The sequence below is a fragment of the Actinomadura rubrobrunea NBRC 15275 genome, assembly GCF_001552235.1.
GTDB classification, from domain to species: domain Bacteria; phylum Actinomycetota; class Actinomycetes; order Streptosporangiales; family Streptosporangiaceae; genus Spirillospora; species Spirillospora viridilutea.
Genome location: NZ_BCQU01000007.1, coordinates 70,721 through 94,995, shown reverse-complemented (window position 1 = coordinate 94,995; position 24,275 = coordinate 70,721). Strand labels below are relative to the sequence as shown.

The following is a 24,275-nucleotide window of genomic DNA, read 5'->3' as shown; positions in this document are numbered from 1 at the left end:
TCGGCCGAAGATGAGCGATGACTCGACTGGAAAATCATGAGTGGCGACTCATCTTGTCAATCGGCTGGGAAGAAGTAGGCCATGACGGCACGCGGACCTGACGACGCCGGGCAGGCGGGGCGCGGCGGGCAGGAGACCGGGCGGCGGCTGCGCGCGGACGCCCGGCGGAACCGGGCGCGCATCCTGGCCGCCGCCGAGGAGGTGTTCGCCGAGAAGGGGGAGGGAGCCTCCACCGAGGAGGTGGCGGCGCGGGCCGGGGTCGCGATCGGCACGGTGTTCCGGCACTTCCCGACCAAGCGCGACCTGCTCGCGGCGATCATGAAGGAGCTGCGGGCCCGGCTGGTGGACGAGGCGGCCGCGCTGGCGGCGGGCGCCGATCCGGCCACGGCCTTCTTCGACTTCTTCGCGTTCATGGTCGAGCGGGCGGCCCGGGTGCGGACCGTGCTGGGCCTGCTGGCCGCCGAGGGCATGGGCGTCCGGACCGACGAGCAGATCCGCGGCGCCTTGGAGAACGTGGTCGGCGAGCTGCTGCAGGGCGCGCAGCGCGCCGGCGCCGTGCGTCCGGACGTCCGGCTCGACCAGGTCATGGCGATCCTCACCGCCACCTGCCAGGGCGCCATGCACGGGGCGTGGGACGACGACCTGCGCCGCCGCACGCTGATGATCGTGTTCGACGGGCTGCGGCCCCGCCCCTGAAAAAGCGTTGGCCCGGACGGTGCGGCGGCGGCCACGATGGGGCCGTGAACGCATCCGCGTGGCCGCCGCCCCGTCTGGGCGCGCCCGGACTGGTCCTGCGCCGCTGGAGCGAGGGCGACGCGGCGATCCTCCTCGACGCCGTCACGGAGTCCCACGAACACCTGCGCACGTGGATGCCCTGGGCGCAGGACGCGCCCTCCCTGGAGGGCCAGCGCGCCTTCCTCCGGAGTTCGGTCGACGCCTGGGACCGCGGCGCCGAGTTCGTCTACGGCGTGTTCGACCCCGAGGAGACGGCCGTGCTGGGCTGCGTCGGCCTGCACCGCCGCGCCGGGCCGGAGTGCCTCGAGATCGGCTACTGGGTGCACGCCGCGCACACCCGCCGCGGTCTGGCGAGCACGGCCGCCGCGCTGATGACGGACGTGGCGTTCGCCCTCCCCGGCATCGACCGCACCGAGATCCACTGCGATCAGGCGAACGCGGCCAGCGCCGCGGTCCCGCGCTCGCTCGGCTACCGGCTGGACCGCGTCCAGCCCCGCGCCGCCGTGCTCCCCGCGGAGACCGGCCGCGACATGGTCTGGGTCATGTCGCGGGACGCCCACGGGGACAGCGAGGCGCGCCGCCGCGCCCTCGCCGCCCGCGGCCGATGACCGCGCGGCCGTCCTGTGCGGAACGCGTGCGGGGGCCTGGGCGGGAGCGGTGAGAAGGCACGGGTGCGGTTCCGGTGGCGTCAGGTGTTCGAACACGTGTACGGTTCGGTGGTGCGCCCGGTCGATGGGACGGGCGCGGACCATAAACAAAGCGGGCCGGGACCGGCACGAAATGCGGCGGCTCGACGTCGCGTTATTTCCCCGGGGAGCTGTCGCCGCCTCTGGTTACCCTGAGGCCATCGTGTCTCGCCTTCGCGCCCAGACAAGGAACCGGAAGAACGCCGTGCATGACCGACTCATCGTGCGTGGAGCACGCGAGCACAACCTGAAGGACGTCTCGCTGGACCTGCCGCGGGACTCTCTGATCGTGTTCACCGGGCTGTCCGGTTCCGGCAAGTCGAGTCTGGCGTTCGACACGATCTTCGCCGAGGGGCAGCGCCGGTACGTGGAGTCGCTGTCGGCCTACGCCCGCCAGTTCCTCGGCCAGATGGACAAGCCCGACGTCGACTTCATCGAGGGCCTGTCCCCGGCGGTGTCGATCGACCAGAAGTCGACCAGCAAGAACCCGCGCTCCACGGTCGGCACGATCACCGAGGTCTACGACTACCTGCGGCTGCTGTACGCGCGCATCGGCCGCCCCCACTGCCCGGTGTGCCGCCGGCCGATCAGCCGCCAGGCGCCGCAGCAGATCGTGGACCGGGTGCTGGAACTGGAGGAGGGCACCCGGTTCCAGGTGCTCGCCCCGGTGATCCGCGGCCGCAAGGGCGAATACGTCGAGCTGTTCCGCGAGCTGCAGTCCAAGGGGTACTCGCGGGCCATGGTGGACGGGCGGATGGTCCGCCTCGACGACCCGCCCAAGCTCAAGAAGCAGGAGAAGCACGACATCTCCGTGATCGTCGACCGGCTGACGGTGAAGCAGTCGGCGCGCCAGCGGCTGGCCGACTCGGTGGAGACCGCGCTCGGCCTGTCCGGGGGCACGATCGTGCTGGACTTCGTCGACCTCCCCGAGGACGACGAGAACCGCACCCGGATGTACTCCGAGCACCTGTACTGCCCCTACGACGACCTGTCGTTCGACGAGCTGGAGCCCCGCTCGTTCTCCTTCAACTCCCCCTACGGCGCCTGCCCCGACTGCACCGGCCTCGGCACCCGCATGGAGGTCGACCCCGAGCTGGTCGTGCCCGACCCGTCCCTCACCCTGGGGGAGGGCGCCATCCAGCCGTGGTCGAACGGGCACGTCAGCGACTACTTCCTGCGGCTGCTGTCGGCGCTGGGCGACGCCATGGGCTTCGACCTGAACACCCCCTGGGAGAAGCTCCCGGCCAAGGCGCGCAAGGCGATCCTGCACGGCCATTCGACGCAGGTGCACGTCCGCTACAGGAACCGCTACGGCCGCACCCGCTCGTACTACACCTCCTACGAGGGCGTCATCCCCTACATCCAGCGGCGGCACTCCGAGGCCGAGAGCGACGCGACCCGCGAGCGCTTCGAGGGCTACATGCGGGAGATCCCGTGCCCGTCCTGCGGCGGCGCGCGCCTCAAGCCGTACGTGCTGGCGGTCACCGTGGGCGGCAAGTCGATCGCCGAGGTCGCGGCCATGCCGATCGGCGAGTGCGCCAAGTTCCTGTTGTCGCTGGAGCTGACCGAACGGGAGCGGCACATCGCCGAGCGCGTCCTCAAGGAGGTCAACGCGCGCCTGGGCTTCCTGCTGGACGTCGGCCTGGACTACCTCAGCCTGGACCGCGCCTCGGCCACCCTGGCCGGGGGCGAGGCGCAGCGCATCCGGCTGGCCACCCAGATCGGGTCCGGGCTGGTGGGCGTGCTGTACGTGCTGGACGAGCCGTCCATCGGCCTGCACCAGCGCGACAACCAGCGCCTCCTGGAGACCCTGCTGCGGCTGCGCGACATGGGCAACACGCTGATCGTCGTCGAGCACGACGAGGACACCATCCGGGCCGCCGACTGGGTGGTCGACATCGGCCCGCGCGCGGGCGAGCACGGCGGCCGCATCGTGGTGTCCGGCCCGGTCGAGGAGCTGCTGCGCAGCGAGGAGTCCCTGACCGGCGCCTACCTGTCGGGCCGCCGGGAGATCCCGGTGCCGCGGGTCCGCCGGCCCCGGCAGAAGGGCCGGGAGATCGTCGTCAAGGGCGCCCAGCAGAACAACCTGCGCAACGTGGACGTGGCGTTCCCCCTCGGGGTGTTCACCGCGGTCACCGGCGTGTCCGGGTCCGGCAAGTCCACGCTGGTCAACGACATCCTCTACAACGCGCTGGCCAAGCAGCTGCACGGGGCCAAGACCGTGCCCGGCAAGCACCGCCGGGTCACCGGCGTCGACCAGCTCGACAAGGTGGTGCACGTCGACCAGTCGCCGATCGGGCGGACGCCCCGGTCGAACCCGGCCACCTACACCGGGGTGTTCGACCACATCCGCAAGCTGTTCGCGCAGACCGCCGAGGCCAAGGTGCGCGGCTACCAGCCGGGCCGGTTCTCCTTCAACGTCAAGGGCGGCCGCTGCGAGAACTGCTCCGGCGACGGCACCATCAAGATCGAGATGAACTTCCTGCCGGACGTCTACGTGCCCTGCGAGGTCTGCCACGGCGCCCGCTACAACCGGGAGACCCTGGAGGTCCACTACAAGGGCAAGACGATCGCCGAGGTCCTCGACATGCCGATCGAGGAGGCCGCCGAGTTCTTCGAGCCGATCAGCGCGATCCACCGGCACCTGAAGACGCTCAACGACGTGGGCCTGGGCTACGTGCGGCTCGGCCAGCCCGCGCCCACCCTGTCGGGCGGGGAGGCCCAGCGCGTCAAGCTGGCCGCCGAACTGCAGCGCCGGTCCACCGGCCGCACCGTCTACGTGCTGGACGAGCCCACCACCGGCCTGCACTTCGAGGACATCCGCCGCCTGCTCGGCGTGCTCAACGGCCTGGTCGACAAGGGCAACACGGTCATCGTCATCGAGCACAACCTCGACGTGATCAAGACCGCCGACTGGATCATCGACATGGGCCCCGAGGGCGGCTCCCGGGGCGGCACCGTCGTCGCCGCCGGCACGCCGGAGGACGTGGCGAAGGTCGAGGCCAGCCACACCGGCAAGTTCCTCGCGAAGATCTTGGGCTGACGCACGGGCGAGGGACGCCCCTCGCGGAGGTGCAAGCGAACTGGCTCGAAGGGAGCAGTTCCCCGACACCGGCTCCCTTCGAGCGGCCCCGTCCCGCGGCCTCCCCGTGCCGTGTCCGAGAATGGTTCTGCTTTGAACCAATGGGGGAGCCGGAACGTGCTCCTGGTGAAAGTGACAACGGACGTCTCGAGGGACGGAGGACACGGCATGGCACAGGAGCCCGCACCGCGGACGGAATCCGCCGAGCGGCCACCTGGGGAAGGCGAGACCCGGCGCGGGGTCCTGTTCGGCGTCGGCCTGGCGGGGGCGGCCGGGGTGCTCGCGGCGTGCGGCGGGTCGGGCGGCGGCTCCGGCGGCCAGGGCTCCGGCGGGGAGGGCTCCGGGGGCGCCGGCTCCGCCCTGGGCGAGACCGCCGCGATCCCGGTCGGCGGCGGCAAGGTGTTCAAGGCCCAGAAGGTCGTGGTGACCCAGCCGCAGCAGGGGCAGTTCAAGGCGTTCGACGTGACCTGCCCGCACCGCGGCTGCCCGGTCGACGCGGTGGACGGGGGCACGATCAACTGCCCGTGCCACGGCAGCAAGTTCAGCATCGACGACGGCTCGGTGGTCAGCGGCCCCGCCAAGAAGGGGCTGACCGCCAAGCAGGTCACCGTGCAGGGCGATCAGATCACCTTGGCCTGACGGGGTGCCCGAGGACGGGGGAGCGGTCCCGGCGGGCGGACGGCGGCGCACGAGCGCGGCGCCGTCGCCCGCCCCGTGGGCGGCCGGCGGCGCGGCGCGCGAACGCGAATGCCGCGGCATCGGACGGGTGGTGGCGCCGATCGCCAGGGCTACTAGGCTTTCTGGCGTGGCAGATCCGGCGACCTACCGACCCGCACCGGGATCCATCCCCGAGTCCCCCGGGGTGTACAGGTTCCGCGACGAGCACGGCCGGGTCGTCTACGTGGGCAAGGCCAAGAACCTGCGTTCCCGTCTGAACTCCTACTTCACCGACTTCGCCGGGCTGCATCCGCGCACCCAGACGATGCTGCAGACCGCCGCGCAAGTCGACTGGACGGTGGTGAGCACCGAGGTCGAGGCGCTGCAGCTGGAGTACTCCTGGATCAAGGAGTTCGACCCGCGGTTCAACGTCCGCTACCGCGACGACAAGTCCTATCCCTACCTGGCCGTCACCCTGGACGAGGAGTTCCCGAGGGTGATGGTGATGCGCGGAGCCAAGCGCAAAGGGGTGCGCTACTTCGGGCCGTACTCCCACGCCTGGGCGATCCGCGAGACGGTCGACCAGCTGCTGCGCGTGTTCCCGGTGCGCACCTGCCGCCCCGGCGTGTTCAAGCGGCAGCGCCAGCTCGACCGGCCGTGCCTGCTCGGCTACATCGGCAAGTGCTCGGCGCCCTGCGTGGGCCGCGTCACCGCCGAGGAGCACCGGCGGCTCGCCGAGGACTTCTGCGACTTCATGGCGGGCGACACCGCGCGCTTCGTCAAGCGCCTGGAGGCCGAGATGCGCGCGGCCGCGGCCGAGCAGGAATACGAGCGGGCCGCCCGGCTGCGCGACGACATCCGCGCCCTGGAGCGGGCGCTGGAGAAGCAGGCCGTGGTCCTCGGCGACCGCACCGACTGCGACATGATCGCCTTCGCCGAGGACGAGCTGGAGGCCGCCGTCCAGGTGTTCTACGTGCGCGGCGGCCGGATCCGCGGGCAGCGCGGCTGGGTGGTCGACAAGGTCGAGGCGGTCACCACCGCCGACCTGGTCGAGCACTTCCTCATCCAGATCTACGGCGAGAGCGAGGCGGTGCCGCGCGAGGTCTGCGTGCCCGCGCTGCCGCCGGACGTCGACGCGATGACCGAGCTGCTGGCCGAGCGGCGCGGCGGGCCCGTGCGGCTGCGGGTGCCCAAGCGCGGCGACAAGAAGGCCCTGCTCGACACCGTCGAGCGCAACGCCGTGGAGGCCCTCAAGCAGCACAAGACCCGCCGGGCCGGCGACCTGACCACGCGCAGCCGGGCGCTGCGCGAGATCCAGGAGGCCCTGGAGCTGGACGAGGCGCCGCTGCGCATCGAGTGCTACGACGTGTCCAACCTGCAGGGCACCAACGTGGTCGCGTCCATGGTGGTGTTCGAGGACGGGCTGGCCCGCAAGAGCGAGTACCGCCGGTTCGCCGTCAAGGCCGTCGACGGCCAGGACGACGTCCGCTCCATCCACGAGGTGATCACCCGCCGGTTCCGGCGCTATCTGGCCGAGAGCGCGAAGGGCGGCGAGCTCGACACCCTGAGCGACCGCCAGGCGGAGAACGCGCACCAGCCGATCGACCCCGAGACCGGCAAGCCCCGCAAGTTCGCCTACCCGCCCAACCTGGTGGTGGTGGACGGCGGCCCGCCCCAGGTGGCGGCGGCGCAGCGGGCCCTTGACGAGCTGGGCGTCGACGACGTGGCGGTGTGCGGCATCGCCAAGCGGCTGGAGGAGATCTGGCTGCCGGGCGAGCCCGACCCGGTGATCCTGCCGCGCAACAGCGAGGGCATGTTCCTGATGCAGCGGGTCCGCGACGAGGCGCACCGGTTCGCGATCGCCTACCACCGGCAGCGGCGGTCCAAGGCGATGACGGCCAGCGAGCTGGACGGCGTGCCCGGCCTCGGCCCGGCCCGCCGGGCCGCGCTGCTCAAGCACTTCGGCTCGGTGAAGCGGCTGAAGGAGGCGACGCCGGAGCAGGTCGCCGAGGTCCCCGGCATCGGGCTGCGCAGCGCCCAGGCCATCCTCGCCGCCCTGCACGGCGCCGTTCCCGCTCCCGCGTCCGGCTCGCACGAGGCCGGCGCGTCCGGAACGGGGGCGAAGACGTCCGATGCCGACACGGCCGGTTCGAACGAGGCCGGCGCGCGCACGCCGACGGGGGAGGGGCGCGCCGGTGACTGACACGGGCCCGCTGATACGCCCGCCGGCGACCTGCGCCAGCGGGCGAAGCGGGCGGCGCGGGTCCGCCGACCGCCCTGGTGCGCACGGGGGCGCGCAAAGGCGGTGGCGCGGTGGGTACGGAGACGGGCACGCGCGGCGAGCACAGGGGGAGGCCGACATGGGCACCGACACGCGGATCCCGGACATCGTGATCATCACCGGCATGTCCGGAGCGGGCCGCAGCACGGCCGCCAAGTCGCTGGAGGACCTGGAGTGGTTCGTCGTCGACAACCTGCCGCCGGGGCTGCTGGCCACCATGGCCGACCTGGGCGGCCGGGTGAAGGACGCGGTGCCCCGCATCGCCGTGGTCGTCGACGTGCGCAGCCGCGCCTTCACCGAGGACCTGCACTCGGCCATCGCCGAGCTGGAGACGCGCGGCGTCCACCCCCGCGTGGTGTTCCTGGAGGCCAGCGACGCCGACCTGGTCCGCCGGTTCGAGAGCGTGCGGCGCCCGCACCCGCTGCAGGACGACGGGCGCCTCGTCGACGGCATCGCCCGCGAGCGCGAGCTGGTCCGCGAGGTGCGCGCCGAGGCCGACCTGGTGATCGACACCAGCGGGCTCAACGTGCACGAGCTGCGCGCCAAGATCGTGAGCTTCTTCGGCGACGACACCGGCGAGTCCAGCCTGCGCGCCACCGTGGTGTCGTTCGGCTACAAGTACGGCCTGCCCGTCGACGCCGACCTGGTGGTCGACTGCCGCTTCCTGCCCAACCCGCACTGGGTGCCCGAGCTGCGGCCCAAGACCGGGCGCGACGCGGCGGTCCGCGACTACGTGCTGGCGCAGCGCGGCGCCAAGGAGTTCCTGGACGCCTATACCGAGGTGCTGCGGCTGCTGGCCGAGGGCTACGAACGGGAGGGCAAGCACTACGTGACGCTGGCCGTGGGGTGTACCGGAGGCAAGCACCGCAGCGTCGCCATCGCCGAGCAGCTCGGCGCGCGCCTGCGGAACGAGGGCATCGACGTGCAGGTCGCCCACCGCGACCTCGGCCGTGAGTGACGGGCGGGCCGCGGGCGCGGCGGCGGACCCCTCGGGGCCGCGGGTCGTCGCGCTCGGCGGCGGTCACGGACTGTACGCGTCCCTGTCGGCGCTGCGCCGCGTCACCGACCGGCTCTGCGCGGTCGTCACGGTCGCCGACGACGGGGGCTCCAGCGGGCGGCTGCGCCGCGAGCTGGGCGTGCTGCCGCCCGGCGACCTGCGCATGGCGCTGGCCGCGCTGTGCGGCGACGACGAGTGGGGCCGCACGTGGCGCGACGTCGTCCAGCATCGCTTCCGCAGCGAAGGCGCCCTGCACGAGCACGCCGTCGGCAACCTGCTCATCGTCGCGCTGTGGGAGCTGCTCGGCGCCCAGGCCCTGACCGGCGGCGGCCTCGCCGACGGCGCCGGCGCGCCCGTCACGGACCCCACCGTCGCCGGACTGGACTGGGTGGGGCGGCTGCTGGGCGCGCACGGCCGGGTGCTGCCGATGGCCTCCGTCCCGCTCGACATCGTCGCGCAGGTGCGCGGCGCCGACCCCGCCGCGCCCGACGCCGTCACCGAGGTCAAGGGGCAGGTGGCGTGCGCCAAGACGCCCGGCAAGGTGCTGAGCGTGTCGCTGGTGCCGTCCGACCCGCCCGCCTGCCCGGAGGCGGTGCGCGCCGTCGAGGAGGCCGACTGGGTGGTGTTCGGCCCCGGCTCCTGGTTCACCAGCGTGCTGCCGCACCTGAAGGTTCCCGAGCTGGCGCGCGCCCTGACCGAGACCAAGGCCCGCCGCATCGTCGCCCTCAACCTCGCACCGCAGCCCGGCGAGACCGACGACTTCTCGCCGCAGACCCACCTGGAGGTGTTGCAGGACCACGCGCCCGACCTGCGCGTGGACGTGGTCGTCGCCGACCGCGGGGTGGTGGACGACCCCGCGGCCCTGGACAAGGCCGTCCAGGACCTCGGCGGACGGCTGCTGCTGGCCGACGTCGCCGCCGACGACGGGTCGCCGCGTCACGATCCCGCCCGGCTGGCCCAAGCCTTCGTGAAGATTTTCCGTGAGTGAGGCCCGGCCGGGCCGACATCGGCCAGACTGCTGGGAGTCCACAAGGGGGAGGGTTCATCTATGGCGATGACCGGTGTGGTGAAGGACGAGCTGAGCAGGCTGTCGATCATGAAGCCCTGCTGCCGCAAGGCGGAGGTGTCGACGCTGCTGCGCTTCGCCGGCGGCCTGCACCTGGTCAGCGGGCGGATCGTGATCGAGGCCGAGGTCGACACCGGGGCGGCCGCGCGGCGGCTGCGCAAGGACATCGCCGAGGTGTTCGGGCACACCTCGGACGTGGTGGTGCTCGCGCCCAGCGGGCTGCGCAAGGGCAACCGGTACGTGGTCCGGGTGTTCCGCGACGGCGAGTCGCTGGCCCGGCAGACCGGGCTGATCGACAACAACGGGCGTCCGGTGCGCGGGCTGCCCCGGCACGTGGTCGCGGGCGCGGCCTGCGACGCCGAGTCGGCCTGGCGGGGGGCGTTCCTGGCGCACGGCTCGCTGACCGAGCCCGGCCGGTCGATGTCGCTGGAGGTGACCTGCCCCGGGCCGGAGGCCGCGCTCGCCCTGGTCGGCGCCGCCCGCCGGCTGAAGATCCACGCCAAGGCGCGCGAGGTGCGCGGCGTCGACCGGGTGGTGGTGCGCGACGGCGACGCCATCAGCGCCCTGCTCACCCGCCTCGGGGCCCACGACAGCGTGCTGGCGTGGGAGGAGCGGCGGATGCGCCGCGAGGTGCGCGCCACCGCCAACCGGCTCGCCAACTTCGACGACGCCAACCTGCGCCGCTCGGCGCGCGCCGCGGTCGCCGCCGGCGCCCGGGTCGCGCGGGCGCTGGAGATCCTCGGCGACGACGCCCCCGAGCACCTGGTCAACGCGGGCAAGCTGCGGCTGGAGCACAAGCAGGCCTCGCTGGAGGAGCTCGGCCAGCTCGCCGACCCGCCGCTGACCAAGGACGCCATCGCCGGCCGCATCCGCCGCCTGCTGGCCATGGCCGACAAGCGCGCCCAGGACCTGGGCATCCCCGGGACCGAGGCCAACCTCACCGCCGAGATGCTCGCCCCCTGACCGCATCCGGCCATCGCGGCCGCGGCGGGGCCGGGCGTCCCCGTCCCGCCCCCCGGAGTTCACGAGCCGTTCGCCGGGCGGTGGTCGGGTGCCGCGCATGCGTGCCTACCTCGCCATCGCCGTGCGCAGTCCCGGAGACCGCGTCGACCCGGCGCTGCTCGCCGCCGCCCGCCGGTCGATCGCCGAGGCCGTGCCGGTGCCGCCGGACCGCTGGCGCACCGCCGAACGGATCTCCCCCGACGGCGGCGCCGCGCCGCCGGCCTGGACGAACGAGCCGTCCGAGGCGCCCTTCCCCGACCCGATCCTCCTCTCCGGCGACCGGGCCCTCGGCTACTGCGGCCACTTGGGCGGCAAGGGCGACGCCGACGCGCTGCTGGGCGCCGACCGGCTCGACGAAGGCGTCGACCTCGGCGGCTGCTTCTCGGTGTTCCGGGTCGGGCCGGACGGCATGGAGGCGGCCACGTCGATCACCCGGGCCTGCCCCGTCTACCGCGCCGAGGCGGGCGGGCCGCGGTTCGCCGCGTCCGCTACGCGACTGGCGCCGCCGGCGGCGCCGCGCCGCCCGGGCCGAGGGCGCCGCCGGGTTCAACTGGCGCAAGTCGTACGGAAAGGAGCTCGCCGACATCTTCCGCGAGCACATCCCGGACGCGCCGTCCGAGCTGTTCTCCATCCTCGACCGGGGCGCGGTGGAACGGCGCCTCGCCGAGGTGCCGCCGCGCCGTCCGGGCCAGAGCTGGAACCTGCTCACCCTGGCCGCGCTGTTGCCGGGGTCCTGGCGCGGTCCTGAGCCGTCCGACCCGCCCGATGTCGAGATCCCCATCCCGAGGTGAAAGCCGCGCCGACCGCGGCGTCGGCCCCGTTCCCGGCGGCCCCCGGATCACCCGTGCGGGGGAGGCGCGGCCACCCGCGTTTCACCGCCCGCCGGTGTCAGGGCGGCGGCACCGGATTAGATAGGGTCGGCGGTGGGGAGACGACCCCCCGGACCAAGGTAGACAAGCGGCCCGGACCCGATGCCCGGGCGCGTCCACGAGGTACGAGGAGAGCGGTTCCGTGACCATCCGAGTAGGCATCAACGGGTTCGGCCGGATCGGCCGCAACTTCTTCCGCGCCGTACTGGCCAGCGGGGCCGACGTCGAGGTCGTGGCGGTGAACGACCTGACCGACAACGCCACCCTCGCCCACCTGCTGAAGTACGACAGCATCCTCGGCCGGCTCGGCGAGGAGGTGAAGGCCACCGCGGACGAGATCGTCGTGGGCGGCCGCACCATCAAGGCGTTCGCCGAGCGCGACCCGAACAACCTCAAGTGGGGCGACCTCGGTGCCGACGTGGTGATCGAGTCCACCGGGCTGTTCACCGACGCCACCAAGGCCAAGGTGCACGCCGACAACGGCGCCAAGAAGGTGATCATCTCCGCTCCGGCCAAGAACGAGGACGTCACCATCGTCATGGGCGTCAACCACGACGCCTACGACCCGGCCAAGCACACCATCATCTCCAACGCGTCCTGCACCACCAACTGCCTGGCGCCGATGGCCAAGGTGCTGCACGACACCTTCGGGATCGAGCGCGGCCTGATGACCACCGTCCACGCCTACACGCAGGACCAGAACCTGCAGGACGGCCCGCACAAGGACCTGCGCCGGGCCCGCGCCGCCGCGCTGAACATCGTCCCGACCTCCACCGGCGCCGCCAAGGCCATCGGCCTGGTGCTGCCCGAGCTGAAGGGCAAGCTGGACGGCTACGCGCTGCGCGTGCCGATCCCGACCGGCTCGGCCACCGACCTGACGGTCACGCTGGCCCGCTCCGCCACGGTGGAGGAGGTCAACGCGGCGCTCAAGGCCGCCGCCGAGGGCCCGCTGCGCGGCGTGCTCAGCTACACCGAGGACCCGATCGTGTCGGCCGACATCGTCACCGACCCCGCGTCCTGCATCCTGGACGCCGGGCTCACCAAGGTGATCGACGACCAGGTGAAGGTCGTCGGCTGGTACGACAACGAGTGGGGCTACTCCAACCGGCTGGTCGACCTGGTCAAGCTGGTCGGCGCCCAGCTCTGACCCGCCCGACGGCCACGCCGCCCGCCGCGCGTCCGGCCCCTCCGCGGGGCGCGGGCCGCGCGGCGGGCGCCTGTGAAAGGGACATCCACTGCGATGCGCACCATTGACGATCTCGATGTCGCGGGGCGGCGGGTGCTGGTCCGCTCGGACCTGAACGTCCCGCTGGAGAACGGAAAGATCACCGACGACGGGCGGATCCGCGCCAGCGTGCCGACGATCAAGGCGCTGCGCGACCGGGGCGCCCGGGTCGTCGTCTGCGCCCACCTGGGCCGCCCCAAGGGCCAGGTGAAGCCGGAGTTCTCGCTGGCCCCCGTGGCCGCGCGGCTCGGCGAGCTGCTCGGCGCGGACGTGCGGTTCGCCTCCGACGTCGTCGGCGACTCGGCCCGCGCCACCGTCGAGGGCCTGGCCGACGGCGAGGTGGCGCTGCTGGAGAACCTGCGCTTCGAGCCCGGCGAGACCAGCAAGGACGACGCCGAGCGCGGCGCGTTCGCCGACCGCCTGGCCGCCCTCGCCGAGCTGTACGTGGGCGACGGGTTCGGCGCCGTGCACCGCAAGCACGCCAGCGTCTACGACGTGCCGCAGCGGCTGCCGCACGCCGCCGGCGGGCTGATCGCCGCCGAGGTGGACGTGCTCAAGCGCCTCACCGAGGACGTGGCCCGCCCGTACGCGGTCGTGCTCGGCGGCTCCAAGGTCTCCGACAAGCTCGGCGTCATCGACAACCTGCTCGGCAAGGCCGACCGGATCCTCGTCGGCGGCGGCATGGTGTTCACCTTCCTGGCCGCCCAGGGCCACGAGGTCGGCAAGAGCCTGCTCGAACGCGACCAGCTCGACACCGTCCGCGGCTACCTGCGGCGGGCCGAGGAGTCCGGCGTGGAGATCGTGCTGCCGGTGGACGTGGTGGCCGCCGCCGCGTTCGCCGCCGACGCCGAGCACTCGGCGGTGCCCGTCGACGCCATCCCGGCCGACCGGCTCGGGCTGGACATCGGCCCGGAGTCCGGCAAGCTGTTCGCCGCCAAGCTGGCGGGCGCCGCCACGGTGTTCTGGAACGGCCCGATGGGCGTGTTCGAGATGGAGCCGTACTCGCACGGCACCCGCGCCGTCGCCCAGGGGCTCATCGACTCCGGCGCGTTCACCGTCGTCGGCGGCGGCGACTCGGCCGCGGCGGTGCGGCGCCTCGGCTTCGACGAGGGCGCGTTCTCGCACATCTCGACCGGCGGCGGCGCCAGCCTGGAGTACCTCGAAGGCAAGACGCTGCCCGGCCTGAAGGCTCTGGAGGACTGACGACCGATGGCCGCGAACCCTGCCCGCAAGCCGCTGATGGCCGGCAACTGGAAGATGAACAACTCGCACCTCGAGGCCATCAAGCTGGTGCAGCAGCTGGCGTTCACCCTCAAGGAGCCCGACTACGAGGCCGTCGAGGTGGTGGTGCTGCCGCCGTTCACCGCGATCCGCTCGGTGCAGACCTGCGTCGAGGCCGACAAGCTGGCGATCCGCTACGGCGCGCAGGACGTCTCGCCGCACGCCTCCGGCGCCTACACCGGCGAGATCTCCGGCTCGATGCTGGCCAAGCTCGGCTGCTCGTACGTCGTCGTCGGGCACTCCGAGCGCCGCCAGTACCACCACGAGGACGACGCGCTGGTGAACGCCAAGGTCAAGGCCGCCTTCGCCAACCAGATCGTCCCGATCATCTGCGTCGGGGAGGGCCTGGACGTGCGCAAGGCGGGCGAGCACGTGGCGCACACCCTCGCCCAGGTGGACGGCGCGCTGGAGAAGATCCCCGCCGAGCAGGCCCGGACCGCCGTCATCGCCTACGAGCCGGTGTGGGCCATCGGGACCGGCGAGGTCGCCACCCCGCAGGACGCGCAGGAGGTGTGCGGCGCGATCCGCACCCGGCTGGCCGAGCTGTACGACGGCGACGTGGCCGCCCAGGCGCGCGTGCTGTACGGCGGGTCGGTGAAGAGCGGCAACGTGGCCGGGATCATGAAGCAGCCGGACGTGGACGGCGCACTGGTCGGCGGTGCCAGCCTGGACCCCGGCGAGTTCGTCAAGATCTGCCGGTACCGCGACCTGCCCGCCTGAGAATCCGCCTCGATTCACCATCGATTCGGCAACGACATGCGGATTCTCGTCGTACCAGCCGGTAGTTCGTCGTACCCTTCGTACGTGACGGGTAAACCGCTCGGCTCGTACCATGTCCTGTCCGTGCAAGTGTTCGAGAACGCGCCCCGCACCCGGGGCGGCCAGAGAAGGCGCTGAAACGTGATCATCGCAACGTCGATCGTGCTCGCCATCACCAGCGTGCTGATGGTGATCCTCGTCCTGATGCACAAGGGCAAGGGCGGGGGCCTCTCCGACATGTTCGGCGGCGGTATCAGCTCGTCACTGGGCGGATCGTCGGTGGTCGAGCGCAACCTCGACCGGCTGACGATCGGCGTCGGGCTGGTCTGGGTCGCCTCGATCGTCGTGCTCGGGCTGCTGTTCAAGAGCAAGGGCGTCGGCTGAGCGGACCCCGACCCGAGGACACCGGCCGTCGCGCCACCGTGCCGCGCCCGCCCCGAGGAGGGCGCGGCACGCGGCGGTAGACAAGCGAGCGGCAGATCAAGCGAGGAGTTGGTCCGTGGCTAGTGGCAACGCGATTCGGGGCAGCCGGGTGGGCGCCGGCCCCATGGGAGAGGCCGAGCGCGGGGAGGCGGCTCCCCGCGTCTGGGTCACCTTCTACTGCGCCAACCGGCACGAGGTGCGCCCGAGCTTCGCGACGGACGTCGCCATTCCCGAAACGTGGGACTGCCCCCGCTGCGGGTTCCCCGCCGGGCAGGACCCCGACAACCCCCCGGCCCCGCCGAAGACCGAGCCGTACAAGACGCACCTTGCGTACGTGAAGGAGCGGCGCAGCGACGCCGACGGTCAGGCGATCCTGGAGGAGGCCCTCGCCAAGCTCCGCGAGCGGCGGGCCGCCGTCAAGGCCGCCATGCAGTCCGCGGGACGCAACAGCTGACCGCGCGCGGTCCGCGCCCCCGAGATCGTCCCACGGCCCGGGTCCCGCCCACGGGGCGCCGGGCCGTTCGCATGCCCGCGGGGCCGTGCGCGCCGGCCGGGTCCCGTGTTCGGAGAGGCGGCCGGAGAGGTTCCGCCGGGGCGGCGCATGCGCGACGATCGGTCCATGAGCAATGCGATCTTCGCCCGGTTCTTCGATCTGGTCGCGGCCCGGGGCGAGCAGCGCGGCAACGCCGATCTGCGCCGCGAGCTGCTGGCCGGGCTGTCCGGCCGGGTCGTGGAGGTGGGAGCGGGCAACGGGCTGAACTTCCCGCACTATCCGCCGGACGTGGCCGAGGTGGTCGCCGTCGAGCCGCAGCCGTACCTGCGGGGCAAGGCGGCCGCGGCGGCGCGGACCGCGCCGGTCGGCATCCGGGTGGTCGACGGGACCGCCGAGCGGATCCCGCTCGACGACTCCTGCGCCGACGCGGTGGTGGTGTCCGGGGTGCTGTGCTCGGTGCGCGACCCGCGGGCGGCGCTGGAGGAGTTCCGCCGCGTGCTGCGGCCGGGCGGGCGGCTGCGCTTCTACGAGCACGTCCGCGCCGACGGCGGCTTCGGACGCCGCCAGGACCTGCTCGCCCCGCTGTGGGCGCGGCTGATGGGCGGCTGCCGCGTCGACCGCGACACCGTCGGGGAGCTGGAACGCGCCGGATACCGGATCGAACGCTGCCGCCGGCTGGTGTTCCCGCCCGGGGCGCGGGTGTCGGTGGTGGCCCCCCGTGTCATCGGCACCGCGCTGCCCCTGGAACGACCCGGCCCGGCATGACCGGCCCGTGATCTCCGTCCGCGGACGGCGGGCGGCGCCGACTACAATGCGGTGCACGCGACTGGCGCAGTCAAGGTGGAATCGACCACCGGGGAGCGAACGCAGTCCGCACACCGCGCGCCTGGGTGTACGGGCCCCCGTCGGCCGGGGGCGACCGTACCGGGGCCTCCGGCGAGAGCAGCGCGGAGGTCGTCATGCACGAACCGGCCATCGCCCGTCTGCGGGCGCAGGATCCCGACATCGCCGGCCTGGTCGAGGCCGAGGCGCGGCGCCAGTTCGAGAAGCTGCGCCTGATCGCCTCGGAGAACTACGTGTCGCCCGCCGTCCTGGAGGCCACGGGCAGCGTCCTGACCAACAAGTACTCCGAGGGCTACGCGGGCCGCCGCTACTACGAGGGCCAGCAGAACATCGACCCGATCGAGCTGCTGGCCGTCGACCGGGCCAAGCAGGTCTTCGGCGTCGAGCACGCCAACGTGCAGTCGTACTCGGGCTCGCCCGCCAACCTGGCAGTCTACCTGGCGTTCCTGGAGCCCGGCGACACCGTCATGGGCATGTCGCTGCCGATGGGCGGCCACCTGACGCACGGCTGGTCGGTGTCGGCGACCGGCAGGTGGTTCCGGCCCGTCCGGTACGGGGTGCGCGAGGACACCGGCCGCATCGACATGGACCAGGTCCGCGACCTGGCCCGCGCGGAGCGGCCCAAGCTGATCTGGTGCGGCGGCACGGCCGTCCCGCGCACCATCGACTTCCCCGCGTTCGCCGAGATCGCCCGGGAGGTCGGCGCGGTGCTGGCCGCCGACATCGCGCACATCGCCGGGCTGATCGCGGGCGGCGCCCACCCCTCGCCGGTCGGCTGCGCCGACGTGATCACCACCACCACGCACAAGACGCTGCGGGGGCCGCGCGGCGCCATGATCATGTCGACGGCGGAGCACGCCAAGGCCGTCGACAAGGCCGTCTTCCCCGGCCTGCAGGGCGGCCCGCACAACCACACCACCGCCGCCATCGCGGTGGCGCTGGGGGAGGCCGCGCGGCCGGAGTTCGCCGAGTACGCCCGCCGCGTCGTCGCGAACGCCAAGGCCCTGGCCGCCGCGCTGGCCGAACGCGGGTTCGACCTGGTCTCCGGCGGCACCGACAACCACCTGATCCTCATCGACCTGACCGGCAAGGGCGTGCCCGGCAAGCCCGCGGCGCAGGCCCTCGACCGGGCGGGCATCGAGCTGAACTACAACACCGTGCCGTTCGACCCGCGCACGCCGTTCGACCCGTCCGGGCTGCGGCTGGGCACCGCCGCGATCACCACGCGCGGGCTCACCGAGGAGGCGATGCCGCAGATCGCCGCGTGGATCGACGAGGTCGTCCAGGCGACGGCGAAGGAGGACGAGGCGGTGCTCGCCCGCGTCGCCGGCGAGGTGCGCGAGCTGATGGCCGGCTACCCGATGCCCGGCTGGGCGCCCGCTCCCTGACCGGAGCCCGCGCGGCGCAGCACCAGGATCATCCGCCACGCGTCCGGGGCGGTGACGGGCACGTCGCCGAAGTCGCCGTAGCGGGCCGCGATCTCCAGTGCGCCCGACAGGCGGACGGCCGCCTCCACCTCGGTCGCCGACCAGAACCGGTACGGCACCACGTCGCGGATCACCCGGGTCGTCCCGCCCTCGGCGACGGTGACCGTGACGTGGTCTTCGGAGATCTGGGTGACGGGGTCGAGCCGGTCGGTCGGCTCGCCCCACCGTACCGTGACGTGCACGCCGTCGCGTTCCACCGTCCACCCGGTGCTGACGCTCGGCTCGTCGGACAGCCGGTCGCGCGGATGCGACATCTCCACGATGTACACGCCGTCGCCGGCCAGGTGCTCGGCGACCCGGTCCAGGTGGGCGGTGAACGCGTCCAGCGTCATGAGGTGGGACGTGGAGTCCAGCATCGTCACCACCAGGTCGAACCGGCGGTCCAGGGCGAAGGCGGTCATGTCGTCCCGGACCACCCGCAGGTCGACGCCGGCGTCCTTGGCGGCCCGCTCGGCGTACGCGCACATCGCCGGGTTGATGTCCAGGGCCGTGGCCTCGACGCCGCGGCGGGCGAACTCGCGGGCGTGCTCTGCGGGCCCGGCGGCCAGCTCCAGCACGGTGCGGACGGCGGCGCCGCCGTCGCGGTGCCGCGCGCACCACGCCAGCAGCGCGTCCACCTCGGCGGGCACGTCCCGGAACGCGCACGCCAGCTCGTAGGCCCGCGGATCGTCGTAGATGCCGGTCACCCGGCCATCCTGCCACCCCGGGGCCGGTCAGCGGGACGCGGCGGCCGCCGCGCGGTCGGACGGGGCGGCGTCCCGGCCGTCCAGGCGCAGCCGAACCTCGACGACGCCGGGCTCGTCGGTGCGCCGGACCCGTCCGCCCAGCGACATCAGCAGCCGCAGCACCCGCCGGTTCTCGGCGAGCGCGGCGGCCCGCAGCTCCACCAGTCCGCGCTCGCGGGCCAGCACCACCAGCAGCTCGGTGAGGGCCCGGCCGAGGCCGCGCCCCTGCCAGGCGTCCGCCACCAGGAACGCCAGCTCGGCCACGCCCGGTTCGAGCACGTGGATCAGGTGCGCCAGCGCCAGCAGCGACCCGTCGGGCCCTTCGGCGACCAGCGTCAGCCCGTGCGCGGGGTCGGTGAAGTCCCGCATCGCCCTCGGGGGAGGGGCGGGCGTGGCGCTGAAGTAGCGCATGCGGCGCGACTCCGGCGAGCACCGCGCGTGCAGGTCGAGGACGGCGTCGGCGTCCCGCGGCCGGATGGGGCGCACCACCGCGCGCGTGCCGTCGCGCAGCACCACGGTCCGGGAGGCCGGGGCCGGGGAGGGCGCGGGCAGCGCCGCGCGCACCAGGGCGTCCGCGCGGGCCGCCTCGGTCGCGGTGAACGGCAGGCCGTAGCGCCGCAGCCGCACCGCGCGGCGCTCGCCGACCGGGACGGTCAGCACGTCCGGCGCGCCGTCGTCGTCGGCGGGCCCGGTGATCCAGGACGCCTCGTGCGCGCGCAGCAGCTCGGCCAGCACCTCCGGCAGGTCCTGCGGCCGGGCGCACAGGCGCGCCGCCAGCGTCAGCGCCCGCGTCGGCTCGTCGACCAGTTCGCGCGGGCGCGCGGGCACCACGGCGGTGCGCGCCCCGCCCGCCGCGGCGATCGCCTCGGCCAGCGCCCGCGCCGGCGGGGGATCCCCCGGGGCGGGGTCCGGGACGCTCACCACGAACTCGTCCACCACGCCGCCGGGACCGACCTGCACGGAGAGGCCGAGGATGTTGGCGCCCCGCTCGGCCAGCGCGGCGGTCAGCCGGGCCAGTCGGCCGGGCCTGTCCTCGATCTCGGTGCGGATTCTCAGCAGCGGCATGGGACGGTCCTTCCGCGGTCGGGAGCGGGGCGTCTCCCAGCGTCGCCGCGGGTTGTTACATAACCGCTACGCCAGCATGTTCTGACGGTTTCAGCCGTGCCGCGGGTCTTGAGGAGCGTCCGCCCAGCGCCTACCGTCGCGTAAGTGATCGACCCCCTGAGCGGCGAGGACATCCCCGGCCACCGGGTCCCGCCCGGCGGCCCCGGCTGGGACGGCGCGGACGACGCCGACGGCGGGGCGCGGCTGCCGCCGCTGTCCCCGGCCGTGCTGGACGACGCCCAGCGCCTGCTCTACGAGGCCGTCGCGGGCGGTTCCGACGGCCGAGAGGACGCCCCCGTCCGCCGCGTCGACCGGGACGGACGGCTGCTGGGGCCGTACAACGCGATGCTCTACAGCCCCCGCGTGGGCCTGTCGCTGCAGGAGCTGGGCGAGGCGCTGCGGTCGCGGATCTCCCTCACCCCCCGCGAACGCGAGATCGCCGCCCTGGTGGTGGCCGCGCACCGGCGCGCTGACTACGCGTGGTACGCCCACGAGCGCACCGGCCGGCGCGCCGGGCTGACCCCGCGGGAGATCGACATCCTGCGGGAGGGGAGGGCGCCGCTGCTGGCCGACGCGCGCGAACGGGTGGTGTACGAGGCGGCCCGGCAGCTGGCGGCCGAAGGCGACCTGGCCGACGCGCTGTTCACCGAGGCCGCCACCATCCTGGGGCGCGCCGGGCTGGTCGAGCTGGTCACCCTGGTGGGCTACTGCTCGACGCTCGCCCTGCACCTGAGGGTGTTCCGCGTCGGCGTGCCCGCGGGAGAACCCGCGCCCCGCTGGCCCGACGCCGACCCCGGATGACGCTGCGGGACCGTCGGCAAAGAATCGGCGAACCCGCATTTCGTCGCCGCTGCCGAGACCCGCGGAAAAGAGCGGGGCGGAGACGGCCTGATTCGGGCGTCTCGATATTCTCTTTCGGGCTCGATTGACATTCCGGATCCTTCTGGTATCTCTATTGACTGCTCCTGTCAGGATCAGACAAGCTCTGCGATGGATGGCATCGGTATCAGGATGGCCGCAGATGACCCGGACGAACCCGGCGGCGCGCGTCCGCGCCGCGCACCCCGCCGCATCTGACGACCGGCCCCGCCGGACGCGCCCCGAGAGGCGCGAGAGCGGGCCGGCGGACGCGCCGATCGGCGGTCCGGACGCGGCGCTCGTCGCCCCCTGCACCCTTTCGGCGGTCGACCGGTGAACCCCGCGGACCGGCGACCTGCGACGCCCCGGGCCCTGCGGTCGGTGATGTGAGAACGGACGACCTGATACGGCGCGCCGCAGCCGCGGAACGCGACGCGGCACTTCTGTCGGAAGTGCGGGAACGGCGGCTGCGTGCAGTTCTTTCGGCGGCCGCGGGATCACGCGCCGACCGAAATGGCGCCGACATGATGCGGGGCGCCGCGCCAGAGACGGACCTTTCGCCATGGGAGGCGTTGCGCCGTCTCGCGGTGCGAAGCCGCGATCGGAAGCGTTCCGCCGCGGCGGACGCGTCGGCCGCCGCGCCCGGCGCGGCCACTGTGATCCCCGCCGCGCCCGGCGCGGCCACTGTGATCCCCGGCGCGCGCGAGGCCGCGCTGGAACGCGCCGCCATCGACCGCCGCCTGTTCGACTCCTTCGGGCTGCCGCGCTCGTTCACCTCCGCCGTCGTGGTGCCGTCGCGCGGGCCGCGGGCCGCGGGGCCCGGGATCGGCGACCCGGACGTGCGGCACCGGCGCCTCGGGCTGCGCGAGGCGCAGGCCTGGCTGGCGGAGGGCAGGCGGCCGGGCGACCTGGTCGTCGGCACGCCCGCGGTGTGCGAGGCGCTGCGCGCGGCGGCCGACCGGGCGGGCCTCGACATCGCGTTCGCGTCGTCGTGGGACCTGTCGCGGCCGACGCGCGCGCTGCTCGCCATCGACCACGACGGCCCGCCGGAGGCGCCCGCGGAGCTGTACGTCGCGGCGGAGCTGACCGCGCCGATCGCCGTCCGCCACCCCGACTGCCCGGCGATGCACGTCAACGCCGACGCCGTGCACGTGGAGGTGCTGCACCCGCGGACGCGGCGGCCCGTGCCGCCGGGCACCGCCGGGCTGCTGGTGCTCACCGACCTGCTGAACACCGCCGCGCCCCTCGTGCGGTACGTCGTCGGCGACGTCGGCGCTCTGGTGGACCCCGAGGGCACCTGCGACTGCGGCCGCGTCACCCCGCGGCTGCTGCTGTTGGGGCGCGTCGCCGCGCCCGACGGCGTCACCGCCCGGCTCACCGTCGACGTCGGGCCGCGCGGAATCGTCCGGCACGTCCGGCGCCTCCCGGCCGCGCTGAGCGACCTGGTGCCCGACGGCGGGCTGTGGCTGTCGGCCGCCGAACGCCACCCGCTGACCGCCGGGGCCGACCGGACCGCGGCGGAGACGGGCGATCCGCGGGTGCGCGCACCGCGCCCGCGGACGGCGCCGTCGGCGCGGTCGGCGGCGCCGCGGGAGCGGGCGTGACGCCCTCGGCGCCGTCCCCCGCCGCCCCCCGCGCGCCGCGCGCCCGTCACGATCACGACGTCGTGAACGAGGAGCTCCGATGCGTGCATCCGACGTCCCCGTCCGGGGCCCGCGCCGCCGCGGACAGGCGGCGCCGACCGGCGCGGGCGCGGCGGTCCGCGCCCGCGGTGTGATCGTCCGCGACGTCGCCGAGCCCCCGTGCGTCCGGACGCGCCGCGGCCCGATCGGACGGATCCGCGGGCGGGACGCATGAACACCTTGCGCGTCGCGGTGTTCACCGCCGCGGGGACGGCCGCGGAGCTGGCCGACCGGATCGCCGCGGCGCTGGAACGGCACGCCGACCTGCTGCGCTCCACCGTGACCGTGCGCTGCTACCGGGCCTCGGACATGCTGCTGGGCCGCCATCTGGTGACGGGCGAGCTGATCACCCGCCGCTGGCGGCCCGTCGAGGCCGCGGCCTGCGGGAGCGACGCCGCGGCGGTCGTCGAGCGGTTCGCCGGCGAGCTGGTGGAGCGGGTGGCGCTGTGCGCCTACGAGCCGCCGCGGGCGGTCGAGGGCGTCAGCGAGAGCGAGCTGCGCGCCCAGGGCGATCTGGCCGTCTTCGACGTGCGGTCCTACCTGGGCGAACCGCTGGACCCGCGGGCCTGGCCGTTCCCCCGCTACGACCCGGACCGCCCCGTCGACTGGACGATCGCCGACGACCTGCTGACCGGCCGGCCGGTGTACCTGCCCGTCGCGCTGTGCGCCGCCGGGGGAGGCCGGTCTGGGGAGGGGCGCGACGTGCCGCAGTGGTGCGAGCTGACCGCCGACGGCACGGCGGCCGGGCCCGGCCGGGCCGTGGCGACCGCGCACGCCGTGCGGGAGCTGTACGAGCGGGACGCGCTGCGCCTGGCCTGGTACACCGGCAGCCCGCTGCGCCCGGTCCGCGAACCGTCCTGGTGGCGCGAGGACCGGGCGGCCGACGAGGCCGCCGGCTGGCGGACCGAGTTCTTCGCGGGCGCCACCCGGCTGGGCGTGCCGTTGTGGGTGGTGCTGACGCGGAACCTCCGTTCGCCGATGTACGCCATCGGCAGCGCGTGCGACGAGGACGCCGAGGACGGCCAGCGCCACGCGCTCGACGAGGCGCTGCAGGGCCGCCTGTACCCGTGGCTGCGGGGCGGCGACCGGACCCGCGGCGGCAGGCCCATCCGCACGTTCCGCGATCATGTCGACTACTACAGCGACCCCGCGCGCATCGGCGAGCTCGACGCGGTGTTCCCGCGCGCCGGGGGCGGGACGGCGGCCGTGCGCGGGGCCGCGTCCGTGCCGGGACAGGGGCCGCGGCACGGGCCGGACCGGGGGCACGGCCGCCGCGCCTGGCCGGACGGGTGCCCGGAGGTGCCCGACCTGCCGGTGGAGGGGCTCGGCGGCGCCGTCCGCCTGCGCCTGCTGCGCGGGCCGGACCTTGAGGTGGTGCGGATCCTGCATCCGCGGCTGCAGCCGATCGAGGCCGCCCACGCGGCGGCCCGCCTGGTCGGCTGGGCCCGCACGAGCGCGGCGCGAAAGAGCGGACTGCGCGCGGCCCCGGCCCCGTTCGCCTAGGCCCCGGCGTCGCGTCCGCGGGCGCCTGGGTCAGCCCTGGTGGCCCTCGACGAACCGGGTGAGCAGGGCGGCGAACTGCCGCCGCTCCTCGTCGGTCCAGTCCTTCATGGCCTGGGCGATGTACGTGTGCCGCGTCCGCCGGGCCGCCTCGACGACCTCGCGTCCGGCGTCGGTCAGTTCCAGCCGGATGCGGCGCCCGTCGCGCTGTGAGGCGACGCGCCGCACGTACCCGGCCTTGACGGCCTCGGCGACGATCCGGCTGCCCCGCGAGGGGGCCACCCCCAGCCGCTCGGCGACCAGCCCGACGTTCATCTCCTGACCGGGCCGGTCGGGGCCCTCGTCCACGACGTCCACCACGTGCAGCACCTGCACGTCGACCGGCAGGTTGTGCTCGCGGATCGCGGCCTTGCCCAGCCGCCGGCGGGCCATGCCGCGGCGCAGCCGCACCATGCCGCGCTCGACCGCGGCCAGCGGGTCGTCCGGTCCCGGGTTCACGCCTGGCGAGTCTAGCCCAGGC

General features: G+C 74.1%; 23 protein-coding genes and 1 riboswitch. Of the genes, 20 read left to right on the top strand and 3 right to left on the bottom strand.

Annotation, left to right across the window (positions count from 1 at the left end; genetic code table 11):
• Positions 1 to 81: 81 nt before the first annotated feature.
• From AR3_RS03810 to AR3_RS03740, 16 genes are all read left to right on the top strand, one after another.
• Positions 82 to 696, top strand: a complete 615-nt coding sequence (locus AR3_RS03810) for a TetR/AcrR family transcriptional regulator (RefSeq protein WP_083950904.1) — start codon at positions 82 to 84, stop codon at positions 694 to 696.
• Positions 697 to 740: 44 nt separating this feature from the next.
• The gene (locus AR3_RS03805; protein WP_067908401.1) at positions 741 to 1,343 is read left to right on the top strand and encodes a GNAT family N-acetyltransferase; all 603 of its coding nucleotides are present in this window, start codon (positions 741 to 743) and stop codon (positions 1,341 to 1,343) included.
• 283 nt (positions 1,344 to 1,626) lie between these two features.
• A complete protein-coding gene (gene uvrA / locus AR3_RS03800; RefSeq protein WP_067908397.1) occupies positions 1,627 to 4,464 on the top strand; it encodes an excinuclease ABC subunit UvrA in 2,838 nt (945 codons plus the stop codon).
• Positions 4,465 to 4,671: 207 nt separating this feature from the next.
• Positions 4,672 to 5,142: a Rieske (2Fe-2S) protein gene (locus tag AR3_RS03795; RefSeq protein WP_083950903.1), complete on the top strand. Its 471-nt coding sequence runs from the start codon at positions 4,672 to 4,674 to the stop codon at positions 5,140 to 5,142.
• A 166-nt stretch (positions 5,143 to 5,308) separates the two neighbouring features.
• On the top strand, positions 5,309 to 7,363 hold the full coding sequence (uvrC, locus tag AR3_RS03790; RefSeq protein WP_067908394.1) for an excinuclease ABC subunit UvrC: 2,055 nt from the start codon (positions 5,309 to 5,311) through the stop codon (positions 7,361 to 7,363).
• Positions 7,364 to 7,520: 157 nt separating this feature from the next.
• Positions 7,521 to 8,399 carry an RNase adapter RapZ gene (gene rapZ, locus AR3_RS03785; RefSeq protein ID WP_067908391.1) on the top strand — a complete coding sequence of 293 codons (879 nt, stop codon included), beginning with the start codon at positions 7,521 to 7,523 and terminating at the stop codon, positions 8,397 to 8,399.
• On the top strand, positions 8,392 to 9,426 hold the full coding sequence (locus AR3_RS03780) for a gluconeogenesis factor YvcK family protein (RefSeq protein ID WP_067908388.1): 1,035 nt from the start codon (positions 8,392 to 8,394) through the stop codon (positions 9,424 to 9,426). The genes rapZ and AR3_RS03780 overlap by 8 nt, the downstream gene beginning before the upstream one ends.
• Before the next feature lie 60 nt (positions 9,427 to 9,486).
• Positions 9,487 to 10,467: a DNA-binding protein WhiA gene (gene whiA / locus AR3_RS03775; RefSeq protein ID WP_067908385.1), complete on the top strand. Its 981-nt coding sequence runs from the start codon at positions 9,487 to 9,489 to the stop codon at positions 10,465 to 10,467.
• 97 nt (positions 10,468 to 10,564) lie between these two features.
• Positions 10,565 to 11,254, top strand: coding sequence for a hypothetical protein (locus tag AR3_RS30240; protein ID WP_146150263.1), 690 nt, complete (start codon positions 10,565 to 10,567; stop codon positions 11,252 to 11,254).
• Positions 11,255 to 11,517: 263 nt separating this feature from the next.
• The gene (gap, locus tag AR3_RS03770) at positions 11,518 to 12,522 is read left to right on the top strand and encodes a type I glyceraldehyde-3-phosphate dehydrogenase (RefSeq protein ID WP_067908382.1); all 1,005 of its coding nucleotides are present in this window, start codon (positions 11,518 to 11,520) and stop codon (positions 12,520 to 12,522) included.
• 93 nt (positions 12,523 to 12,615) lie between these two features.
• Positions 12,616 to 13,803 carry a phosphoglycerate kinase gene (locus tag AR3_RS03765; RefSeq protein ID WP_067908379.1) on the top strand — a complete coding sequence of 396 codons (1,188 nt, stop codon included), beginning with the start codon at positions 12,616 to 12,618 and terminating at the stop codon, positions 13,801 to 13,803.
• A 6-nt stretch (positions 13,804 to 13,809) separates the two neighbouring features.
• Positions 13,810 to 14,601, top strand: coding sequence for a triose-phosphate isomerase (gene tpiA / locus AR3_RS03760; RefSeq protein ID WP_067908376.1), 792 nt, complete (start codon positions 13,810 to 13,812; stop codon positions 14,599 to 14,601).
• A gap of 180 nt (positions 14,602 to 14,781) precedes the next feature.
• A complete protein-coding gene (gene secG, locus AR3_RS03755; protein ID WP_067908373.1) occupies positions 14,782 to 15,024 on the top strand; it encodes a preprotein translocase subunit SecG in 243 nt (80 codons plus the stop codon).
• Positions 15,025 to 15,139: 115 nt separating this feature from the next.
• Complete coding sequence (locus AR3_RS03750) at positions 15,140 to 15,517, top strand: RNA polymerase-binding protein RbpA (RefSeq protein ID WP_067908370.1); 378 nt, start codon at positions 15,140 to 15,142, stop codon at positions 15,515 to 15,517.
• 165 nt (positions 15,518 to 15,682) lie between these two features.
• Positions 15,683 to 16,321 carry a class I SAM-dependent methyltransferase gene (locus AR3_RS03745; protein ID WP_106258701.1) on the top strand — a complete coding sequence of 213 codons (639 nt, stop codon included), beginning with the start codon at positions 15,683 to 15,685 and terminating at the stop codon, positions 16,319 to 16,321.
• A gap of 47 nt (positions 16,322 to 16,368) precedes the next feature.
• Positions 16,369 to 16,455, top strand: a riboswitch (ZMP/ZTP riboswitch).
• Positions 16,456 to 16,515: 60 nt separating this feature from the next.
• Positions 16,516 to 17,787, top strand: a complete 1,272-nt coding sequence (locus tag AR3_RS03740) for a serine hydroxymethyltransferase (protein ID WP_067908486.1) — start codon at positions 16,516 to 16,518, stop codon at positions 17,785 to 17,787.
• Here the strand turns inward: AR3_RS03740 and AR3_RS03735 are convergent.
• Entirely contained in the window at positions 17,754 to 18,572 is an 819-nt protein-coding gene (locus AR3_RS03735) for a class I SAM-dependent methyltransferase (protein ID WP_067908364.1), read from the bottom strand. The genes AR3_RS03740 and AR3_RS03735 overlap by 34 nt on opposite strands.
• Positions 18,573 to 18,599: 27 nt before the next feature.
• Positions 18,600 to 19,676, bottom strand: a complete 1,077-nt coding sequence (locus AR3_RS03730; RefSeq protein ID WP_067908361.1) for a GNAT family N-acetyltransferase — start codon at positions 19,674 to 19,676, stop codon at positions 18,600 to 18,602.
• A gap of 144 nt (positions 19,677 to 19,820) precedes the next feature.
• On the opposite strand from AR3_RS03730, the gene AR3_RS03725 reads away from it, so the two are divergent.
• The 4 genes from AR3_RS03725 (at position 19,821) to AR3_RS03715 (ending at position 23,758) form a co-directional block, all read left to right on the top strand.
• Positions 19,821 to 20,516 (top strand): carboxymuconolactone decarboxylase family protein, encoded by a 696-nt coding sequence (locus AR3_RS03725; RefSeq protein ID WP_227023153.1) that lies wholly within the window; start codon positions 19,821 to 19,823, stop codon positions 20,514 to 20,516.
• A gap of 644 nt (positions 20,517 to 21,160) precedes the next feature.
• Complete coding sequence (locus AR3_RS03720; protein ID WP_067908354.1) at positions 21,161 to 22,177, top strand: phenylacetate--CoA ligase family protein; 1,017 nt, start codon at positions 21,161 to 21,163, stop codon at positions 22,175 to 22,177.
• Between the two features lie 79 nt (positions 22,178 to 22,256).
• Positions 22,257 to 22,430: a hypothetical protein gene (locus tag AR3_RS30235; RefSeq protein ID WP_157406606.1), complete on the top strand. Its 174-nt coding sequence runs from the start codon at positions 22,257 to 22,259 to the stop codon at positions 22,428 to 22,430.
• Positions 22,427 to 23,758 (top strand): YcaO-like family protein, encoded by a 1,332-nt coding sequence (locus tag AR3_RS03715; protein ID WP_067908345.1) that lies wholly within the window; start codon positions 22,427 to 22,429, stop codon positions 23,756 to 23,758. Before AR3_RS30235 ends, AR3_RS03715 begins: the two co-directional genes overlap by 4 nt.
• A 30-nt stretch (positions 23,759 to 23,788) precedes the next feature.
• On the opposite strand, the gene AR3_RS03710 is transcribed toward AR3_RS03715, so the two are convergent.
• Positions 23,789 to 24,253, bottom strand: a complete 465-nt coding sequence (locus AR3_RS03710) for a MarR family winged helix-turn-helix transcriptional regulator (protein WP_217998432.1) — start codon at positions 24,251 to 24,253, stop codon at positions 23,789 to 23,791.
• Between the last annotated feature and the right edge of the window lie 22 nt (positions 24,254 to 24,275).

Excerpts from the sequence above, each read along its gene's own strand:
- AR3_RS03810 (WP_083950904.1), top strand. The coding sequence starts at position 82 with ATGACGGCACGCGGACCTGACGACGCCGGGCAGGCGGGGCGCGGCGGG.
- AR3_RS03795 (WP_083950903.1), top strand. The coding sequence starts at position 4,672 with ATGGCACAGGAGCCCGCACCGCGGACGGAATCCGCCGAGCGGCCACCT.
- rapZ (WP_067908391.1), top strand. The coding sequence starts at position 7,521 with ATGGGCACCGACACGCGGATCCCGGACATCGTGATCATCACCGGCATG.
- whiA (WP_067908385.1), top strand. The coding sequence starts at position 9,487 with ATGGCGATGACCGGTGTGGTGAAGGACGAGCTGAGCAGGCTGTCGATC.
- AR3_RS30240 (WP_146150263.1), top strand. The coding sequence starts at position 10,565 with ATGCGTGCCTACCTCGCCATCGCCGTGCGCAGTCCCGGAGACCGCGTC.
- AR3_RS03765 (WP_067908379.1), top strand. The coding sequence starts at position 12,616 with ATGCGCACCATTGACGATCTCGATGTCGCGGGGCGGCGGGTGCTGGTC.
- tpiA (WP_067908376.1), top strand. The coding sequence starts at position 13,810 with ATGGCCGCGAACCCTGCCCGCAAGCCGCTGATGGCCGGCAACTGGAAG.
- AR3_RS03745 (WP_106258701.1), top strand. The coding sequence starts at position 15,683 with ATGAGCAATGCGATCTTCGCCCGGTTCTTCGATCTGGTCGCGGCCCGG.
- AR3_RS03740 (WP_067908486.1), top strand. The coding sequence starts at position 16,516 with ATGCACGAACCGGCCATCGCCCGTCTGCGGGCGCAGGATCCCGACATC.
- AR3_RS03730 (WP_067908361.1), bottom strand. The coding sequence starts at position 19,676 with ATGCCGCTGCTGAGAATCCGCACCGAGATCGAGGACAGGCCCGGCCGA.
- AR3_RS30235 (WP_157406606.1), top strand. The coding sequence starts at position 22,257 with ATGCGTGCATCCGACGTCCCCGTCCGGGGCCCGCGCCGCCGCGGACAG.
- AR3_RS03715 (WP_067908345.1), top strand. The coding sequence starts at position 22,427 with ATGAACACCTTGCGCGTCGCGGTGTTCACCGCCGCGGGGACGGCCGCG.